Origin of the sequence: Brevibacterium limosum, assembly GCF_011617705.1 — a bacterium.
In the GTDB taxonomy this organism is placed as follows: domain Bacteria; phylum Actinomycetota; class Actinomycetes; order Actinomycetales; family Brevibacteriaceae; genus Brevibacterium; species Brevibacterium limosum.
Genome location: NZ_CP050154.1, coordinates 2,758,738 through 2,776,449, shown reverse-complemented (window position 1 = coordinate 2,776,449; position 17,712 = coordinate 2,758,738). Strand labels below are relative to the sequence as shown.

Annotated in this window: 16 protein-coding genes; 13 read left to right on the top strand and 3 right to left on the bottom strand. The window is 65.9% G+C overall.

Annotated elements, in window-relative coordinates:
* Positions 1–110: 110 nt before the first annotated feature.
* Positions 111–1,430 (bottom strand): nicotinate phosphoribosyltransferase, encoded by a 1,320-nt coding sequence (locus GUY37_RS12505; protein WP_166826175.1) that lies wholly within the window; start codon positions 1,428–1,430, stop codon positions 111–113.
* A gap of 52 nt (positions 1,431–1,482) precedes the next feature.
* Here GUY37_RS12505 and clpS point away from each other — a divergent pair, with 52 nt between their 5' ends.
* The 10 genes from clpS (at position 1,483) to GUY37_RS12455 (ending at position 11,441) form a co-directional block, all read left to right on the top strand.
* Positions 1,483–1,788 (top strand): ATP-dependent Clp protease adapter ClpS, encoded by a 306-nt coding sequence (gene clpS / locus GUY37_RS12500; protein ID WP_025779886.1) that lies wholly within the window; start codon positions 1,483–1,485, stop codon positions 1,786–1,788.
* 3 nt (positions 1,789–1,791) lie between these two features.
* Positions 1,792–2,370, top strand: a complete 579-nt coding sequence (locus GUY37_RS12495; protein WP_166826172.1) for a DUF2017 family protein — start codon at positions 1,792–1,794, stop codon at positions 2,368–2,370.
* The gene (locus GUY37_RS12490) at positions 2,367–3,188 is read left to right on the top strand and encodes an MBL fold metallo-hydrolase (protein ID WP_152347703.1); all 822 of its coding nucleotides are present in this window, start codon (positions 2,367–2,369) and stop codon (positions 3,186–3,188) included. Before GUY37_RS12495 ends, GUY37_RS12490 begins: the two co-directional genes overlap by 4 nt.
* A gap of 138 nt (positions 3,189–3,326) precedes the next feature.
* The gene (rph, locus tag GUY37_RS12485) at positions 3,327–4,049 is read left to right on the top strand and encodes a ribonuclease PH (RefSeq protein WP_152347704.1); all 723 of its coding nucleotides are present in this window, start codon (positions 3,327–3,329) and stop codon (positions 4,047–4,049) included.
* Positions 4,046–4,651 carry an RdgB/HAM1 family non-canonical purine NTP pyrophosphatase gene (rdgB, locus tag GUY37_RS12480; protein ID WP_166826169.1) on the top strand — a complete coding sequence of 202 codons (606 nt, stop codon included), beginning with the start codon at positions 4,046–4,048 and terminating at the stop codon, positions 4,649–4,651. The genes rph and rdgB overlap by 4 nt, the downstream gene beginning before the upstream one ends.
* A 126-nt stretch (positions 4,652–4,777) precedes the next feature.
* Positions 4,778–6,283 carry an ABC transporter substrate-binding protein gene (locus tag GUY37_RS12475; RefSeq protein WP_166826166.1) on the top strand — a complete coding sequence of 502 codons (1,506 nt, stop codon included), beginning with the start codon at positions 4,778–4,780 and terminating at the stop codon, positions 6,281–6,283.
* 12 nt (positions 6,284–6,295) lie between these two features.
* Positions 6,296–7,243 (top strand): ABC transporter permease, encoded by a 948-nt coding sequence (locus GUY37_RS12470; RefSeq protein ID WP_166826164.1) that lies wholly within the window; start codon positions 6,296–6,298, stop codon positions 7,241–7,243.
* Positions 7,240–8,178 (top strand): ABC transporter permease, encoded by a 939-nt coding sequence (locus GUY37_RS12465; protein WP_166826161.1) that lies wholly within the window; start codon positions 7,240–7,242, stop codon positions 8,176–8,178. The genes GUY37_RS12470 and GUY37_RS12465 overlap by 4 nt, the downstream gene beginning before the upstream one ends.
* Entirely contained in the window at positions 8,129–9,970 is a 1,842-nt protein-coding gene (locus GUY37_RS12460; protein WP_407645357.1) for a dipeptide ABC transporter ATP-binding protein, read from the top strand. Before GUY37_RS12465 ends, GUY37_RS12460 begins: the two co-directional genes overlap by 50 nt.
* 52 nt (positions 9,971–10,022) lie before the next feature.
* On the top strand, positions 10,023–11,441 hold the full coding sequence (locus tag GUY37_RS12455) for an amidase (protein ID WP_166826155.1): 1,419 nt from the start codon (positions 10,023–10,025) through the stop codon (positions 11,439–11,441).
* A gap of 141 nt (positions 11,442–11,582) precedes the next feature.
* Here GUY37_RS12455 and GUY37_RS12450 read toward each other — a convergent pair whose 3' ends face one another.
* On the bottom strand, positions 11,583–13,358 hold the full coding sequence (locus GUY37_RS12450; protein WP_166826153.1) for a hypothetical protein: 1,776 nt from the start codon (positions 13,356–13,358) through the stop codon (positions 11,583–11,585).
* A gap of 115 nt (positions 13,359–13,473) precedes the next feature.
* Here GUY37_RS12450 and GUY37_RS12445 point away from each other — a divergent pair, with 115 nt between their 5' ends.
* Positions 13,474–14,781 (top strand): cell division protein PerM, encoded by a 1,308-nt coding sequence (locus GUY37_RS12445; RefSeq protein WP_166826150.1) that lies wholly within the window; start codon positions 13,474–13,476, stop codon positions 14,779–14,781.
* A 158-nt stretch (positions 14,782–14,939) separates the two neighbouring features.
* Here GUY37_RS12445 and GUY37_RS12440 read toward each other — a convergent pair whose 3' ends face one another.
* Entirely contained in the window at positions 14,940–15,392 is a 453-nt protein-coding gene (locus GUY37_RS12440) for a hypothetical protein (protein WP_152347712.1), read from the bottom strand.
* A gap of 102 nt (positions 15,393–15,494) precedes the next feature.
* Here GUY37_RS12440 and purN point away from each other — a divergent pair, with 102 nt between their 5' ends.
* Positions 15,495–16,118 (top strand): phosphoribosylglycinamide formyltransferase, encoded by a 624-nt coding sequence (gene purN / locus GUY37_RS12435; protein WP_166826148.1) that lies wholly within the window; start codon positions 15,495–15,497, stop codon positions 16,116–16,118.
* Positions 16,119–16,166: 48 nt separating this feature from the next.
* Positions 16,167–17,711 (top strand): bifunctional phosphoribosylaminoimidazolecarboxamide formyltransferase/IMP cyclohydrolase, encoded by a 1,545-nt coding sequence (gene purH, locus GUY37_RS12430; RefSeq protein WP_166826145.1) that lies wholly within the window; start codon positions 16,167–16,169, stop codon positions 17,709–17,711.
* Position 17,712: the final 1 nt, after the last annotated feature.

Here is a 17,712-nt window from a genome sequence, read left to right as displayed (position 1 = left end):
GGTCGGGCAGACCCGCCGGGCGTGAGATCAGCGAAGCCGCCGAGGCAGCCGGTGCGGCCGCCTCGGCGGCTTTGTCGGTGACAGGGCCGGGCCCTTTCAGCGGATGCGGATCAGGCGGAATAGAAGACGGTGGGGATGGCGGGTTCGCCGTCCTGGAGGCGGCGGGCTGAACGCGGCAGCTCCGCCAGGGATTCGTCGTGCCGGGCGCAGGCCCTCCTCACGCCTGCCGCACCGATGAACGATTCGTCGACTTCACCGTCGACGACGAGATCGGCGCTGAGCCGACGCCCTTCACCGAGGTCATCGGGCAGAGCCGGAATGCCGACCGCCTCCTCCACCGCGATCGGGCCGTCGATGAGGCGCAGCGCCTCTTTGTGCCCGCCCCGGGAGGGCTTGCCGGAGGAATGTTTGGCCACCGAGGTCCACTCGCCGGCCTCATCGGCTCGCGCCACGAGCTTGTACACCAGCCCCGCGGCGGGGGCACCGGAACCGGTGACCACGCGCGTACCGACACCGTAGGAGTCGACGGGGGAGGCGGCCAGGGCGGCGATCGCATACTCGTCGAGGTCGCTCGTGACGGTGATCGTCGTGTCGCGGGCCCCGAGACGGTCCAGGCTCTCCCGAACCTCGCTGGCCTGTTCGATGAGGTCACCGGAATCGATGCGCACACCGCCGAGGTTCGCCCCGGCCAGCTCGACCGCCGTGGCCAGCGCCTCCTCGACGTCGTAGGTGTCCAGGAGCAGAGTCGTATCGGTGCCCAAGGACTTCAGCTGGGCGGCGAAGGCCTCCCGTTCGGAATCGTGGAGGAGAGTGAACGAATGGGCCGAGGTGCCGATCGTGCGCAGACCGTACTGCAGGCCCGCCGCCAGGTTCGACGTCGAAGCGAAGCCGCCGATGACAGCGGCCCGAGCCGCAGCCACCGCCGCGTGCTCGTTCGTGCGTCGTCCGCCCATCTCCGCGCAGGGCCGATCGCCGGCCGCCTGGGCCATCCGGGATGCCGCCGAGGCGACCGCACAGTCGTAGTTCATCGCCGAGAGGATGAGCGTCTCGAGGATGACGCCCTCGGCGAACGTCGACTCGATCGTGAGCAGCGGAGATCCCGGGAAGTAGATCTCGCCTTCGGCATAGCCGCGGATATTGCCGGAGAACCGATAGTTCGCCAACCAGTCGATGGTGCGCGAGTCGACGATGTTCTCCCGGCTGAGGAACGACAGCTCGGCATCTCCGAAGCGGAAGTCGCGGATCATCTCGAGGATCCGACCGGTCCCGGCGACGACTCCGTAGCGGCGGCCTGCGGGAAGACTGCGACCGAATACCTCGAAGAGGCTCTTGCGGTGGGCGGCGCCGGATTCCAAGGCGGCCTGCACCATCGTCAATTCGTACTGATCCGTGAAGAATGCCGTCGAATCGGTCCGTGTGAGATCACTCATAGGCGCGATCTTACGTCACGACAGCGTCAGTGTTCTGCCGTAAGCTGGAAACGTGAGCAATCCAACGACACCAGTCCTCGAGCCGGAGGTCGACGTCCGACCCGCCGAGGACCTGGCCAAGCCCTGGAGGACCGTGGTCTTCAACGACCCGGTCAACCTCATGAGCTATGTCAGTTTCGTGTTCCAGACCTACTTCGGATACTCCGAGGAGAAGGCCCACTCACTCATGCTCGAAGTCCATGAGAACGGCCGCTCCGTGGTCGCCACCGGAGGCCGCGAAGCCATGGAACGAGACACCCAAGCGATGCACGAATACGGCCTGTGGGCCGCGTGCCAACCCGATTCAGGATCCGACTGACACATGGCCGCTATCGACGCACGAGGGGACGACGTCGTCCTCACCCTGCAGGACAACGAACGCTCGCTCATGCTCACCGTGTTCACCGATCTCGCAGCTCTGCTGGCCGAAGACGGTGACGGCGATGATGACCGTCCGGACTCCGAGAACTGGGAAGCCCGACTCGGACTCGTCGACCGGCCCCGCCCGGAGGACCCGGCGCTGCTGCGGCTGCTGCCCGACGTCGATCCCGAAGACGCAGAGCGTTCAGCGGAGTTCCGCCGCCTCACCGAGTTCGATCTCAAACAGGCCAAGGCACATAATGTGCGAATCGTGCTGCTGGGACTGAGCAGGGGCAACGACATCTCCCTGACCCGCGATGAGGTGCTGGCATGGATGAAGGGTCTCAACGATCTGCGACTCGTCCTCGCCGTCCGCCTCGGGATCGACACCGAGGAGGCGCAGGAGGAGAAGTACGATCACCGCGAGGACCTCTCCGAATCGGAAGACCTCACCCTGACCCTGTACGACTTCCTGACCTGGATTCAGGACCGACTGACGACGACCTTGCTCGACCAGACGCAAGGGGATGACGAGATATGAGACTCACCGCTATCGGCACCGCCGGGTCCTTTCCGGGGCGCGGCGCCCTCGCCAGCTGCTACCTCATCGAAACCGACGAGGACACACCCACTCGCATCATCCTCGACCTCGGGTCCGGTGCGCTCAGTCCCCTGCAGGAGACGATTGACACCGATCGTCTCTCCGGGATCGTGCTCAGCCACCTCCACCCGGATCACTGCATGGACATGACGGGGCTCTACGTCAAACACTGCTTCGACCCCAAGTTCTTCAACGGCGACATCTCCGACACGGGAACGATCCGCACCCGCACCCCGGTGTTCGCTCCGGCCGGTGCGAAGGAGCGCCTGTACCGGGCCTACTACACGGATCCCGGAAAGTCCCCGGTCGCCAATGGAGGAGACGACTCGGACTTCGACCACGCCTTCGAGTTCACCGACCTCGACCACGGCAGCAGGCACCAGATCGGGTCGCTGACCATCGAAGCCTTCCTCGTCGACCACCCCGTCGAGGCCTACGCCCTGCGGATCACGGACGCGGCCGGCAAGGTCATCACGTATTCCGGTGACAGCGATGAGTGCGACAACCTCGTCGAAGCAGCGAAAGGCGCCGACCTGTTCCTCTGCGAGGCCGCCTTCCAGGAAGACCGTGACACCGCGCGCGGCATCCATCTCACGGGCAGACGCGCCGGCCGGGTGGCGCAGAACGCCGAGGCGGCAGCGCTCGTGCTCACCCATATCCCGATCTGGACCGACTGCTCCATCGTCCGCGGTGAGGCGGCCGGCGAGTACCGTGGACCCATCGAGCTCGCGAAGCCCGGAGCCACCTGGACCGTGTGAACCGGCTCCGCCGACCGACACGCACCCCCGACCAGACAACCGAACAACCAGCAGGGCGTCGACGACCCAGGTCCGCCGACGGTCCGAGACACGGGCAGCCCACAGGAACCAGCTACACCGAGACGAAAGAGGCAGACAGTGCGAGCAGACGGCCGTGCAGCAGACGAACTCCGTGAAGTCAGGATCACCCCGGACTGGATCAACACCGCCGAAGGTTCCGCACTCGTGGAATTCGGCAACACCCGCGTCCTCTGCGCGGCCTCGCTGACCGAAGGCGTGCCGCGCTGGCTCAAGGGCCAGGGCCGCGGATGGGTCACCGCCGAATACGCCATGCTGCCGCGGGCCACAGATTCCCGCAGCACCCGTGAGTCCGTGAAAGGCAAACAGGGCGGACGCACCCACGAGATCTCCCGCCTCATCGGCCGCAGCCTGCGCGCGGTCATCGACATGGACAAGCTCGGCGAGAACACCCTCGTCCTCGACTGCGACGTCCTCCAAGCCGACGGCGGCACCCGCACGGCCTCGATCACCGGAGCCTATGTGGCCCTGGCGAAGGCCATCGACAAGGGACGCTCGACCGGGCTCATCCCCGCCGCCCACCAGCCGATCATCGACTCGCTGTCGGCCGTCAGCGTCGGCATCATCGACGGACAGCCCCTCCTCGACCTGCCCTATGTCGAGGACTCGCGTGCCGAAACCGATATGAACGTCGTCATGACCGGTTCCGGAAAGTTCATCGAAGTCCAGGGCACCGCCGAGGGAGCACCTTTCGACCGCGATGAGCTCGGCAAGCTGCTCGACCTCGCCGCTCACGGCTGCACCGAACTCACCCGCATCCAGTCCGAGGTGCTCGCAGGATGACCACCTTCGTCCTCGCCACTCACAATGAGGGCAAGAAGCGGGAGCTGCTGACCATCCTCGGCCCCGTCCTCGGTGCAGACACCCAGGTGCTCACCGCCGCCGAGGCGGGACTCGGCGATGTCGCCGAAACCGGAATCACGTTCACCGAGAACGCCCTCATCAAGGCGCGTGCCGCGACCGCCGCGACCGGGCACACCGCCATCGCCGACGACTCGGGCATCAGCGTCGACGTCCTCGGCGGTGCACCGGGGATCTTCTCCGCCCGCTGGGCCGGCCGACACGGCGACGACCGGGCGAACCTCGAACTCCTGCTCGCCCAGCTGGGCGATATCGCGGCCGAACACCGCGGAGCACAGTTCCGCTGCGCAGCTGCCGCTGTGACCGCCGACGGTCGCGAGTTCACCGCCGAGGGCGTGATGCCCGGGCGGCTGGCCACCGAACCCAAGGGCGGGAACGGCTTCGGATACGACCCGATCTTCGTCCCCGACGGCTCGGAGCTCAGCGCCGCAGAGATGAGCGCCGAGGAGAAGAACTCCCGCTCCCACCGCCGGATCGCCTTCGACGCACTGGCCGCGATCCTCGCCGACGAGCCGAACCTCTGAACGGTCTGCTCGAGACGCCCGGCATCTGAACACAGCCGCCTCACCAGCTGAGAACTTCGGATACACTGACGATGCTTGAGTGTTGGCGAACGACCCTCTTCGTGGTCGGCGAAATCGAGGAGAACAATGAAGACTCCGGGCATCATGACGTGGGTGGCGGCAGCGGCCGCCACAAGCCTGCTGATCACGGGCTGTTCGGCCGGAGCCTCCGACACCGGAGGCGATGCGCAGAAGAAGGACTCGATGACCATCGCGTTCACCGCCGAACCCGTCAATCTCGACTTCACCTCCACCTCGGGAGTCGCCATTCCCGAAGCGCTGATGGAGAACGTCTACGAATCGCTTGTCCGCCTGGACGACGAAGGTGAGATCCAGCCCGCCCTGGCCGAGGACTGGTCGCTGTCCGATGACCGCAAGACCTACACCTTCGAACTCCAGGAAGGTGTGAAGTTCTCCAACGGTGCGGACTTCACCAGCGAAGACGTGAAGTACTCCTATGAACGAGTGCAGAAGGATTGGAAGAACGCGCTGAAGTCGAAGATGGATATCGTCGAGTCCATCGAGACCCCGGACGATTCCACCGTCACGATCGAACTGAAGAAGCCGTCGAACACCTGGCTGTTCAATCTCACCAGCCTCGTCGGCGCCGTCTTCGACACCGAGGGAACCACGGACCTGGCGAACGAAGCCATCGGCACCGGGCCCTTCGAGATCGAGAAGTTCACGCGCGGACAGTCCATCGACTTCGCCGCCCGGGACGACTACTGGGGCGAGAAGCCGTCTTTGAGCACGGTCCAGTTCAAATACTTCAAGGACGCGGTCTCGGCGTCGAACGCCCTGAAGTCCGGAGAGATCGATCTCGTCTCCAACCTCCAGGCACCCGAATTGGCCGGAGAGTTCCAAAGCGACGACTATCAGATCGTCTCCGGCACCACGAACGGCGAAGTGGTGCTGTCGATGAACAACGCCGAGGGCATCTTCAAAGACAAGAAGGCCCGCGAAGCCGTGATGCACGCGATCGACCGCAAGGCCGTCCTCGACACCGCATGGGCGGGCTACGGCGAACTCATCGGCTCGATGGTGCCCCCGACCGACCCGTACTACGAAGATCTCACCGGGGTATGGACGTACGACCCGAAGAAGGCCAAGCAGCTCGTCGACGAGGCCGGAATCAAGGGCGAGGAGTTCTCCTTCACCGTGCCGAACCTGCCCTATGCGAAAGCGATCTCCGAAATCGTCTCCGCCCAGCTCGAAGAGGTCGGGCTGAAGGCGAAGATCTCGACTCAGGAGTTTCCGGCCGTGTGGCTGGACAAGACGTTCACCGAACACGATTTCGACATGTCGGTCATCAACCACGCCGAACCGCGCGATATCCTCACCGTGTTCTCCGAGGACTACTACATCGGCTACGACGACTCGACGATCAAGAAGATCGCGGAGAAGGCCGATACCGGCACGGAAGAGGAGTACATCTCGGGGATGAAGGAGATCGCGAGGACGATCACCGAGGATGCCGCCTCGGACTTCCTGTTCCTGTTCCCGAACCTCGTCATCGCCAAGTCCGATATCGAGGGGATCCCCGCCAATCGGGTCTCCGACGCGTTCAAGATCGCCGACCTCGCCTGGGCCTGACCGCACACGTCCATGCTCACCTACGCGATCAGCCGTGCGATCCAGTTCGCGCTGTCCCTCCTCGTCGCCTCGGTGGTGGTGTTCGCCCTGATGAGCCTGCTGCCGGGCAATGCGGCACAGGTGGCACTGGGAACGAACGCCACCCCGGAGGCGGTGGCGGCACTCGAAGCCCAGTACGGGCTCGATCGGCCGCCGCTCATCCGCTACTTCGACTGGATGGGGGGAATGCTCACCGGAGACTTCGGCACCTCCTACGTCACCGGCGCCGAGATCACTCCCGTCATCATCGACAGCGTCCAGGTCACCGCGATCCTCGTCGTCGCCGCCATCGTCCTATCCATCCTCATCGCTGTGCCCCTGGGCACCTTCGCCGCCCTCGAGCAGCGCAACTGGATCGGTGTGACGATCTCGGCGATCAGCCAGGTCGGCATCGCGATCCCGAACTTCCTGGCCGCGATCATCCTCGTCATCATCTTCTCGCTGACCCTCGGATGGTTCCCGTCCCAAGGCTGGATGGCCCCGATCGAAGGCCTCGGCGGCTTCCTGCTCCGCCTCGTCCTGCCGGTCGTGTCGCTGGCGCTCGTGCAGGCGGCGATCCTCACCCGCTACGTCCGCTCGGCCGTGCTCGACGTGATGCGGGAAGACTATATCCGCACCGCCCGCGCCAAGGGACTGACCAGGACGAAGGCACTGTTCGTGCACGGACTGCGCAATGCGGCGATCCCTGTCATCACCGTCGCCGGAGTCCAGTTGGCCACCCTGCTGGTCGGAGCCGTGATCATCGAACAGATCTTCGTTCTGCCCGGAATCGGCTCCGAACTCGTCCGCGCCGTGGCCAACCGCGACCTCGTTGCCGTCCAGGGCATCGTCATGGTCCTCGTCCTGCTCGTGCTCATCATCAACCTCATCGTCGACATCCTCGTGCCCGTCGTCGACCCACGCATCAGGAACGCCGCATGAACCCGACCTCGACCGGTGCCCCGAACCCCCGCGATCGCGTCGACGTGAACGGCACGACCGCCTCGGCGACGGGCGGAACGGCCCGGCCCCACAAGGGCGGACGACGGGCGAACGCGTCCATGATCATCGGTTCGGCACTCGTCGTCCTCATCGTCGGGCTCGCCCTCGTCTCCTTCGTGTGGACCCCGTACGATCCGAACGCCATCGATCCTGCCGCCCGTCTCCAGAACGGCAGTCTCGCCCATCCGTTCGGCACCGACACCTTCGGTCGGGACACGCTGACCTGGGTGATGGTCGGGGCACGGATCACGCTGCTCGTCGGGGTCGTCGCCGTCGGCATCGCCCTGCTCATCGGCACCCCGATCGGGATCATCTCCGCGTTCTTCGCGAAGCAGACGTGGGGGATGTGGATCGACGCGGTGATCATGCGCGCCAACGACATCCTCCTCGCCTTCCCCGCCCTGCTGCTGGCGATCATCTTCGCCGCCGTCTACTCACCGGGGACGGGGCCGGCGATGGTCGCCGTCGGCATCGCCGCGATCCCCGGGTTCGCCCGAGTCGCGAGGTCCGGGACGCTGCAGGTCCTCGGCTCCGAATACGTGCGCGCCGCCCGGGCCTCGAACCGTCGGGTCCCGGCCGTCGCAGTCGTCCATGTGCTGCCGAACATCGCCGGAATGGTCATCGTCCAGGCCTCCGTGGCGTTCGCGATCTCCGTCCTCGCCGAGGCGGGGCTGTCCTTCCTCGGACTCGGCACCCAAGCCCCGACCCCGTCGTGGGGTCGGATGCTCCAGGAGTCCCAGCAGTACCTGTCCGCCCACCCCGAACTCGCACTGTGGCCGGGAGTGTTCATTGCGCTCGCGGTGCTCGGATTCAACCTCTTGGGCGATGGGCTGCGTGACCGGTTCGACCCGAAGATGGAGGCCAGAGGTGCCTGAGAACCTGCTCGAGGTCCGTGATCTCACCATCACCCCTGCCGGTGCAAGCGCACCGGTGCTCCACGACATCAGCCTCAGCCTCGCACCCGGGGAGCGGGTCGGACTCATCGGCGAATCCGGCTCCGGCAAATCTCTGACCGCGCAGTCCGTGATGGGCCTGCTGCCCGAAGAGCTGCATGCCCGAGGGCAGATGCACCTGCAGGGACATTCCGGGAACCTGCTCGAGGCGAACGAGAAGACCCTGGCCGGGCTGCGTTCGGACATCGTATCCATGGTGTTCCAGGAACCCATGAGCGCACTCAACCCACTCATGCGCATCGGCGACCAGATCGCCGAAGTCCTGCGCATCCACGGCAAGGTGCCGCGGGGGCAGATCCCGGCGCGCGTACGCGAACTGCTCGGCGACGTCCACATGCCCGATCCGGACAGCGCCCGATTCGCCTACCCGCACCAGATGTCGGGCGGGCAGCGACAGCGCGTCATGCTCGCGATCGCTCTGGCCAACTCGCCGAGGCTGCTCATCTGCGACGAACCCACCACCGCTCTCGACGTCACCGTGCAGAAGCACATGCTCGACCTCATCGCCGACAGGGTATCGGCAGTGGAGGCGGGACTGCTGTTCATCACCCACGATCTCGCCGTCGTCGCCGGAGTCTGCGACCGGGTCATCGTCATGTACCGCGGCCGCATCGTCGAGACCGGCAGCGTCGACGAGATCTTCACCGCGCCGAAGCACGAGTACACGCGCGGACTCCTTGCGTCCTCGGATCTCGAGGCCACCGACGACCGCGGACGACTCTTCACGCTGAAGACCGCGCTCGCCTACTCGGGGCCGCAGGTCGAGGGAGCAGAGCCGACTTCGGCGGCAGGGGAGTCGGAGGGCTCCGACCAGCAGGAGGAATCGCCGGCGCCGACTCGAGAGGACGGCATCAGCACCTCCGTCGAGGACCCGATGGACGATGACGACGACAGGGCCGCCTCGGAGCGCGATTCTGCACCGCTCATCGAGGTCTCGGACGTCACCCGGGTCTTCCGCGGACGGGGACTGTTCGGGCGCAGACGCTCGGACGTCACCGCTCTGGGCGGGATCGACTTCACGGTTGCGGCCGGAGCACGGCTGGGCATCGTGGGGGAGTCGGGCTCGGGGAAGTCGACTCTGCTGAACATCCTCTCCGGCCTCGACCGCCCGACCACCGGGCATGTGCGCGTCGGGGACATCCGGGTCGAGGCAGCGAGCTCGCAGGCTCTGCGCCGCCTGCGAGAGAACCTGCAGATCGTGTTCCAAGACCCGTTCGCCTCGCTCGACCCGCGGATGAGAATCGCTGATACCGTGGCCGAACCGCTCATCGCCGCCGGAGTCGACAAGGACGAACGCACCGCCCGGGTCGAGGAGATGATCGCAGCCGTCGACCTCGATGCGGACTCCCTGCGTCGGTACCCGCACCAGTTCTCGGGCGGGCAGAGACAGCGCATCTCGATCGCCCGGGCCCTGGTCACCCGACCGCAGATCCTCGTCGCCGACGAACCGGTCTCCGCCCTCGACGTCTCGGTGCGCGCGCAGGTGCTCAACCTGCTCACCGACCTCGTCGACGAATACGCGCTGACCCTCCTCTTCGTCTCCCACGACCTCGGCGTCGTCAGACACCTGTGCTCCGACGTCATCGTGATGAAGGGCGGTCAGATCGTCGAATCCGGTGCGACGGACGACATCTACGCGAACCCGCAGGAGGAGTACACGCGGCGTCTCATCGCCGCCACCCCGAGCCTGGCCGAGGCGCTCGCCGCCGGATAGGCCCGGCCCGCGTGCGTTTGGACCGACGAACCATCGAGAGAAAGGGCAGCACATGACCACATCGCTTGCCGACCACAGTGCGGCCGAACTGGCGGCCGCATTCGCGGGCGGAGACTGCGACCCGATCGAGGTCCACTCCGCGGTCGTGGATCGCATGGACGAATGCGAACCGATCATCAACGCCCTGTTCCACCGCGACGACGAACGCTCCCGGGAAGCCGCCGCGGCCAGCGCCGCACGTTGGCGTGAGGGCCGACCGCTGAGCGACCTCGACGGTGTGCCGGTGACGATCAAGGAGAACATCGCCCGCCGAGGAGTCCCGCTGCCCAGCGGCCACGCCTGGGTGGAGATGCCGGTGGCCGAGCACGACGCCCCGATCACCCAGCGCCTCGAAGAAGCCGGTGCAGTCATCCTCGGGTCGACCACGATGCCCGACTGGGGAATGCTCTCATCCGGAGTGTCCTCCCTGCACGGAATCACCCGCTCACCTCTGGACCCGAGCCTGACGACCGGAGGTTCGAGCGCCGGTGCCGGTGCTGCGGCCGCCGCCGGATACGGACCCATCCACATCGGCTCCGACATCGGCGGGTCCATCCGCCTGCCGTGCACCTGGCTCGGTCTGGCCGGACTCAAACCCAGCTTCGGCCGAGTTCCGCTCGACGCCCCCTACCTGGGCAGGTGTGCGGGACCGCTCGCGCGGACGATGGCCGATGTCAAAGCCGGCATGGACATCATCTCCGCCCCGGACGACCGCGACTATTCGCGGCTGCCGCGCTTCGCCGCCGATGATGCACAGTCGCTGCCGGGCAGCGACGCGAAGGGAGCATTCGACCCGCGGGGACTGCGCATCGGTCTGCAGCTCGACGCCGGGTGCGGGGTCGCCGCCGATGCGCAGGTGCGCTCGGCCATCACCGAGGCGGCCGACCGGTTCTCAGCGGCCGGCGCCGAAGTCGTCACGCTCGATCCGTTCATCGACGATGATCTGCTCCGTGACATGGACCTGTTCTGGCGGGTGCGGTCGTGGGCCGATCTCAAAGCACTGCCCGTCGAGGAGCAGGCGCTCATCCTGCCGTATATCCAGCAGTGGGCTCAGGACGGGGCCGACACCAGCGGAGTCGATCTGATGGGCTGCTATCACAGTGTCCAGGAGATCCGGCGTCGGACGATCGCCGCCACCGCCGAGTTCGACCTGGTGATCTCGCCGACGGCTCCGGATGCGGCATTCCCGGCCGAACAGCCCATGCCGTACCCGCAGGTGCACGAACCGATGGGGCATGTCGGGTTCACGATGCCGTTCAACATGTCCGAACAGCCGGCGGCAACGGTGCTGGCCGGATTCATGGACGACGGTCGGACCATCGGTGCGCAGATCGCAGGACGACGCTTCGCCGACGAACTCGTCATGGCCGCCGGCACGTGGTTCGAGGCCGCGGCCGACCTCGACCTGCCGACACGGTCGGTGACGAGCTGACAGAAGAACGACAGCGGGCCTGTGATGACCGGGAATCGGTCGTCACAGGCCCGCTCTCGTCGGACAGCGCCGCCTCGTCGAGGGTGCTGCCTCACCTCGGGGGAGGCGAGGTCATCAAAACACCGACGGCGGACACCGGGATCAGAAGTCGAAGAATTCGACGGTGAGCTTGTCTCCGTCGATCTTCACACTTCCGGACACCGACAGTGAGTTTCCGTTGGAGAAGTACGAGGATCCGGCTTTCTTGCCTTCGACGGAGAAGTTGAACTTGCCGGGTTTGTCGGTGAAGAAGGAGCCGGTGCTCGTGTCTCCGGTGCCGAAGCTGGCCTTCACCTCGGGCATCTCCTTCATATCCCATTTGGCGGTGTCCTTCTTCGCCAAATCATCGAGTTTCTTGTCCGAACCGCCGACGGGAATCTCGGTCGGGTCGTACTTGATAAAGTCGCACTTCGGTTCGATGCTCTTGTTGTCGAAGCACTTCTTGAGTTCCTTCTCGACCTGTTTCTGAACTTCCTTGTCGAAGTCGCCCGTCGGGGACAGATCGAGGTTGAGGGTGGTGGGCGCCACCTGTCCCTTGTTCGGCTGCCCACCAGGAGCGAAGGCTTTCGGGAAGTTGACCTTGGCCGTATCGGAGGCCTCGGAGACCCACTTGCTCTTCGGGATCGTGAAATCGTAGCTGCCGGGGTAGACGGCGAACGAGGTGGTCCCCGACTTCGCCTTGTAGTCCGTGCCGTTGACGGAGAGACCGTCGGCGGCGGGAACATCGAGGGAGATGACATTGAGGTCGGGGCCGGTCATCGTCCACTTGTCGAAGAACAGATCCTGCTTGCCGTCCTTCTTCGCGGAGAGTTCGACGTTGTAGGGGCTGCCGTCGAGTTCGTAGGAGATGACGACGGTTCCTTTGTCTCCGTCGGTCTTCGACGATTCGACCTTGGCCTTCTCGATCTTCGCCGAGGAGGAATCGGTGAATTCCTTCTGCAGCAGATCGAGGTTCGTGCCCTCCGGCCGTGTTGAGGGAGCGATCTTCTCCGCGGCTGCGAAGTCACCCTTATTCAGGGCTGCCACGTAGTCCTCGGCGACCTTGTCAGGCCCGTATTTGTTCTTATTCACACTGCCGATGACGAAGAAACCGACGAGGACGAGGATGATGACGAGCGCGACCGCACCGAGGGTGATGAGGAGGGGAAGCTTCCCCTTCTTCTTCCCGGGGCGATTCTCGGCACGCGTCGCGCTGCTCTGAGCGCCGGCGAAGCCCGGAGCCGGAGCCGGCTGCGGAATCGCCTGCGACGGACCGGAGCCGGTCTGGTTGGTGTTGGGGCCAGACCCCGTCTGGTACTGCCCGGACTGGTTGTGCGCGGCGTTGTACTGACCGGGTTGGTTCTGGGCTCCGGGATAGGGAGTGCCCGGCTGGTTCTGAGCTCCGGGGTAGGGCGAGTTCGAGTACTGGCCGCCCGATTGCTGACCAGCCTGGGGCTGACCGCCGGGGTAGCCGCCGTTCGGCTGCGGCGGGTTCTGGTACTGGCTGTTCGGGTACTGACCGTTCTGGGACTGTCCGCTCTGGGACTGCGAGCCGGGATAGGGACCTGCCTGCGGGCCGCCCGGAGCATTCGAGCCGCTCTGCTGACCGGGGCCGAAGGACTGGTCGTTCTGGGCGCCGGGTCTCGAATACTGAGGCGGCTGGTTCTGCTGAGAAGCAGCCGGGGCGACCGTGGGGCGTGACGGTGCATCGTCACCGGGAGCCCCCAATGGAGGTGCCTGGTCATCGGGCACCGAGGACGGAGTCTCATCGCCTGCAGCGTCAGTCGAATCCGGAAGGCCCTCATCCGTCGGCGGCTCCGACTCCGGCTTCGGTCTGCCGCTCTCCGGAGGCTCGCTGGGTGGTGGCGGGAAATTGGGGTGATCGTTCCCGTTGCTCATCGTGGGGTCATCCTTTGCATGTACAAGCCTGTCCTGGCGCAATTGTACTTCCCGGAACAGGGAATCGCGTGGTCAATACCGCGAACCCGAGCCGGGTTAAGCGAAAATGGTCCTGATGCACACTTCTCCACACCCTCAGCCGTACCGTCGGACGATCTTGGCAGCCCTCATGGAAGTCGTGAAGATCGACCTCATCGTCGTGCCCGCAGGATTCGTCGTCTCGACCGTCTTCTGGATCATCGGTCTCGGCTCACAGCTGCCGTATTCGGCGATTCCCGAATGGGCGTTCGCGCTGTGGGCGACGGTCTCGGGACTGAGCGTCTCGACTCTGGGATTCGACTTCTCCCTGGCTCCGAGTCTCGTGACTCTGGGGCTGTGGTTCCTCGTGGCGGCGGCCGCCAAGCGAGTGGTCGACAGCACAGCCGCAGCCAGTCAGACGGAGAGTGAGGACGATCCGGGTGGATGGTGGGCTCTCATGGGCACAGCTGTGGGCACCTTCGTCGTCGCCTACGCCGGTCCTCTGCTCGCGCTGGCGATCCTGGTCGGTCAGGCCACAGTGACTCCGGGCGGATTCCTCCGAATCGTCCTCTTCCTCATCTCGGCCGTTGCGTGGGGCTTCGTTCGTGTCCGTGGAATCGGTGACATTCCCGGGCTGTCCATGCTCGGGATCGACGCCTGGAGCGTCGCCTCCAGTCTCGTCCGTCGTCTGCTGTGGGCGGCCGTGGCCGCTGCTGCGGTCGTGATCGTCGTCGGCATCGTCCTCCGCTGGAACGACGTCGCCGACACTGCGCAGGTCTACAGCTCACCGGTCGCCGCCGGCATCGGTCTCATCATCGTCCAGGTGCTCTTCGCGCCGAGCGTCTTCTACTCGGCTCTGTCCTGGACCGCCGGGACAGGGGTGAGCATCGGCGGGGCGGGGACGAGCTCGGCATTCAGGTCGACGTCCGCACCGGTGCCCGATGTGCACGTGCTGCGGCTGCTGACCGGTGACTATCCGGCGTGGACGGCGGCCGCACCGGCACTTCTCGTGCTGGTCGGTCTGCTGTGCGTCATCCTCGGTCGTGTCCGAGCTCGCGAAATCGCCGCACAGTCCTGGACGGGGCTCGGAATCGCGATCGGACTCCTGTTCGTCACCTTCGAGATCCTCGCACTCTTCGCCGGCGGAGCCCTGGGGCCGCTGGGCCTGTCCGGATTCGGGCCCTCGGCGCTGACGTCAGCGCCGGCGATCACGGGGTGGATCGGTGTGGGGACGGTCGCCGGCCTGCTGCTGATCAGACTCTCCGGTCTGCACACCGTCTACTCCGATTTCGCCGATGATGACGGAGAGGATGAATTCGGCGAGGGCGACACAGCGGATGCCTTCGGCAAGGACGTGCCGGAACCGGTCGCCGACGACATCGTCGACGAAGACGAACTGCGATAGACGGGTGGGCCGCCTCGGTGCCCCGTGATGAGGGGAAGCGCACTCGCCGCAGTTGCGGCGTGAACTGCACGCCGACTCGGAGGTGGTCTCAGACGTGAGTCAAGGGCATCCTCGGTGTGGAGATCAGCGCTGAACGATCGGGGATCGGACCATGTCGGTCAGTTGGTGCCGGGCAGATCGAGTTCCTGGCCGGTGATCTGCTTGAACCAGTCACCCAGACCCGACTGATATTCGCTGGTGCAGGACAGCTGCGCCTGCTGCGTGATCGCATCGCGCAGGCATTCCTCGTACTTCGACTGCACCGGCCAGAGGACGACCGACGACATCGTGGAGAAGATGAGATAGACGCTGAGCAGGCCGCCGAGGATGCCCAAGGACATGTTCCGGCGCTGCTTGGTCCTGACCACGGCGACGATGTACTTCACCGACCACACGACCGCGGCGATGGCGAAGCCGATGGCGGCGAGCTTGAATGGCAGCTGATAGGTGAACGTCAGCACCGAGGCGAGGATCAGCAGGATCAGGACGAGCCCATGTCGTGCCGGTGCGGCCTGTGCCTCCTCTTCGGGGGTCGGCGCCTTCTTCTCTTCGGTATTCTGCGGTGACGTCACCACGCCAGTTTCTCACAGTCGACTGACAAATGCCTCGGCGGGCCGTGTCCGCACGATGACAGCCGGGCATCGTCCGTGCGCGGCAGACGTTAGACTGTGCGGGTGCGCACCGTTCTTCTGGCCTCAGGATCCGGGACCCTCACGCAGTCCGTCATCGACGCTTTCGCCGACGGGGCCCGCGGAGTCGACATCGTCGCCATCGGAGCCGATTCGGCCACGGCCGGAGTCCTGGCCAGAGCCGAGCAGCATTCGATTCCCTCCTTCGTCGTCCGGCCCAAGGACTTCGCCGACCGTGACGAGTGGAACGCGGCCCTGAAGGACACGGTGGCCGGACTCGCCCCGGACTGGGTGGTCTCAGCCGGTTTCATGCGCATCCTCGGCGCCGGCTTCGTCGAAGCCTTCCCTTCTCGGATCATCAACACCCACCCGGCCCTGCTTCCCTCATTCCCGGGCGCACACGGAGTCCGCGACGCGCTCGCCCATGGGGTGAAGCTGACCGGCGGAACCATCCATCTCGTCGACACGGGAGTCGACACAGGACCGATCATCACCCAGTACGCGGTGCCCATCGGCGATGACGACACCGAGGAGACCGTGCACGAGAACATCAAAGCCCGTGAACGCGAAGAGCTCGTGCGTCTGCTCGCGCACCTGGCCCACACCGACCTCGTCGTCGACGGTCGGCATGTCCGCGGATATGCCGCCTCGGCGACGACCGCCCACTGACCCCGCCGTGCGAAGAACCGACCGGCGACCGAACCTCAAGGAGGATCTGTGACAGGAACCCGCGCGATCAAGAGAGCGCTGATCAGCGTCTACGACAAGACCGGACTGGAGGAGCTGGCTCGCGGCCTCCACGCAGCCGGAGTCCAGATCGTGTCGACCGGATCCACGGCGGCGAAGATCGCCGAGACGGGGGCCGCGGTGACGAAGGTCGAAGAGCTCACCGGGTTCCCCGAATGCCTCGAAGGACGGGTCAAAACCCTCCACCCGCGCGTCCACGCCGGCATCCTCGCCGACTCCCGCAAACCCGAGCACCTGGAACAGCTGTCCGAACTCGAGATCGAACCCTTCGACCTCGTCGTCGTCAACCTCTACCCGTTCGCCGACACCGTCGCCAGCGGAGCCGGCTTCGACGACTGCATCGAGCAGATCGACATCGGCGGGCCCTCGATGGTGCGCGCGGCGGCGAAGAACCACCCCACGGTCACCGTCGTGACCGATCCGGCCGACTACTCGGCCGTGCTCGACGCCGCTGCCGCAGACGGCTTCGACCTCGAGGCCCGACGCTCCTTCGCCGCAAGAGCCTTCGCCCACACCGCGGCCTACGACTCGGCTGTCGCCTCCTGGTTCGCCGCAGAACTCGCCACCGAGGAGAAGGCCGCATTCGCGGGACTCACCGGTGAGAAGATCGCCGAGCTGCGCTACGGAGAGAACCCGCACCAGGCCGCCGCCGTGTACTCCGACGGCACCGCCGGAATCGCCGGTGCAACGCTGCTCGGCGGCAAGGCGATGTCGTACAACAACTACACGGACACCGATGCCGCGATCCGCGCAGCCTTCGACTTCGACCAGCCGGCCGTGGCCATAATCAAGCACGCGAACCCGTGCGGAATCGCCGTCGGTGAGACCGCAGCCGCAGCGCACAAGACCGCCCACCAATGCGATCCGCTGTCGGCCTACGGCGGTGTCATCGCCACGAACCGTGAGGTCGACGCCGAGCTGGCCGCTTCGATCAAGCCGATCTTCACAGAGTGCCTGGCTGCTCCGTCCTTCAGCGCCGAGGCCCTCGAGATCCTCACGACGAAGAAGAACCTGCGTCTGCTCGAACTCGGCGACATCGATGCCCCCACCGTCGAGATCAAGCCGATCAGCGGTGGCTTCCTCGTCCAGGACCGCGACGCCTTCCAGGCCGAGGGAGACTCCCCGGAGAACTGGACCCTGGCCGCAGGATCGGCAGCAACCCCGGAGGTTCTTGCCGACCTCGAATTCGCGTGGAAGGCCGGGCGGGCCGTGAAATCCAACGCGATCCTGCTCGCCAAGGGCGGCGCCTCGGTGGGGGTGGGCATGGGCCAGGTCAACCGTGTCGACTCGGCCAAACTCGCCGTCGAACGGGCCGGAGCCGAACGCGCCGCGGGTGCGGTCGCCTCGTCGGACGCCTTCTTCCCCTTCCCCGACGGTCTGCAGATCCTCATCGACGCCGGGGTCACCGCCGTGGTGCAGCCGGGCGGATCGATCCGCGACGATGAGGTCATCGCGGCCGCGGAGGAGGCCGGCATCACGATGTACCTGACCGGGAGCCGCCATTTCTTCCACTGAG

Bases quoted from the DNA above. Each gene is read 5' to 3' on its own strand.
- GUY37_RS12505 (WP_166826175.1), bottom strand. From the start codon at position 1,430: ATGAGTGATCTCACACGGACCGATTCGACGGCATTCTTCACGGATCAG.
- GUY37_RS12495 (WP_166826172.1), top strand. From the start codon at position 1,792: ATGGCCGCTATCGACGCACGAGGGGACGACGTCGTCCTCACCCTGCAG.
- GUY37_RS12490 (WP_152347703.1), top strand. From the start codon at position 2,367: ATGAGACTCACCGCTATCGGCACCGCCGGGTCCTTTCCGGGGCGCGGC.
- rdgB (WP_166826169.1), top strand. From the start codon at position 4,046: ATGACCACCTTCGTCCTCGCCACTCACAATGAGGGCAAGAAGCGGGAG.
- GUY37_RS12475 (WP_166826166.1), top strand. From the start codon at position 4,778: ATGAAGACTCCGGGCATCATGACGTGGGTGGCGGCAGCGGCCGCCACA.
- GUY37_RS12470 (WP_166826164.1), top strand. From the start codon at position 6,296: ATGCTCACCTACGCGATCAGCCGTGCGATCCAGTTCGCGCTGTCCCTC.
- GUY37_RS12465 (WP_166826161.1), top strand. From the start codon at position 7,240: ATGAACCCGACCTCGACCGGTGCCCCGAACCCCCGCGATCGCGTCGAC.
- GUY37_RS12460 (WP_407645357.1), top strand. From the start codon at position 8,129: ATGGGCTGCGTGACCGGTTCGACCCGAAGATGGAGGCCAGAGGTGCCT.
- GUY37_RS12455 (WP_166826155.1), top strand. From the start codon at position 10,023: ATGACCACATCGCTTGCCGACCACAGTGCGGCCGAACTGGCGGCCGCA.
- GUY37_RS12450 (WP_166826153.1), bottom strand. From the start codon at position 13,358: ATGAGCAACGGGAACGATCACCCCAATTTCCCGCCACCACCCAGCGAG.
- GUY37_RS12445 (WP_166826150.1), top strand. From the start codon at position 13,474: ATGCACACTTCTCCACACCCTCAGCCGTACCGTCGGACGATCTTGGCA.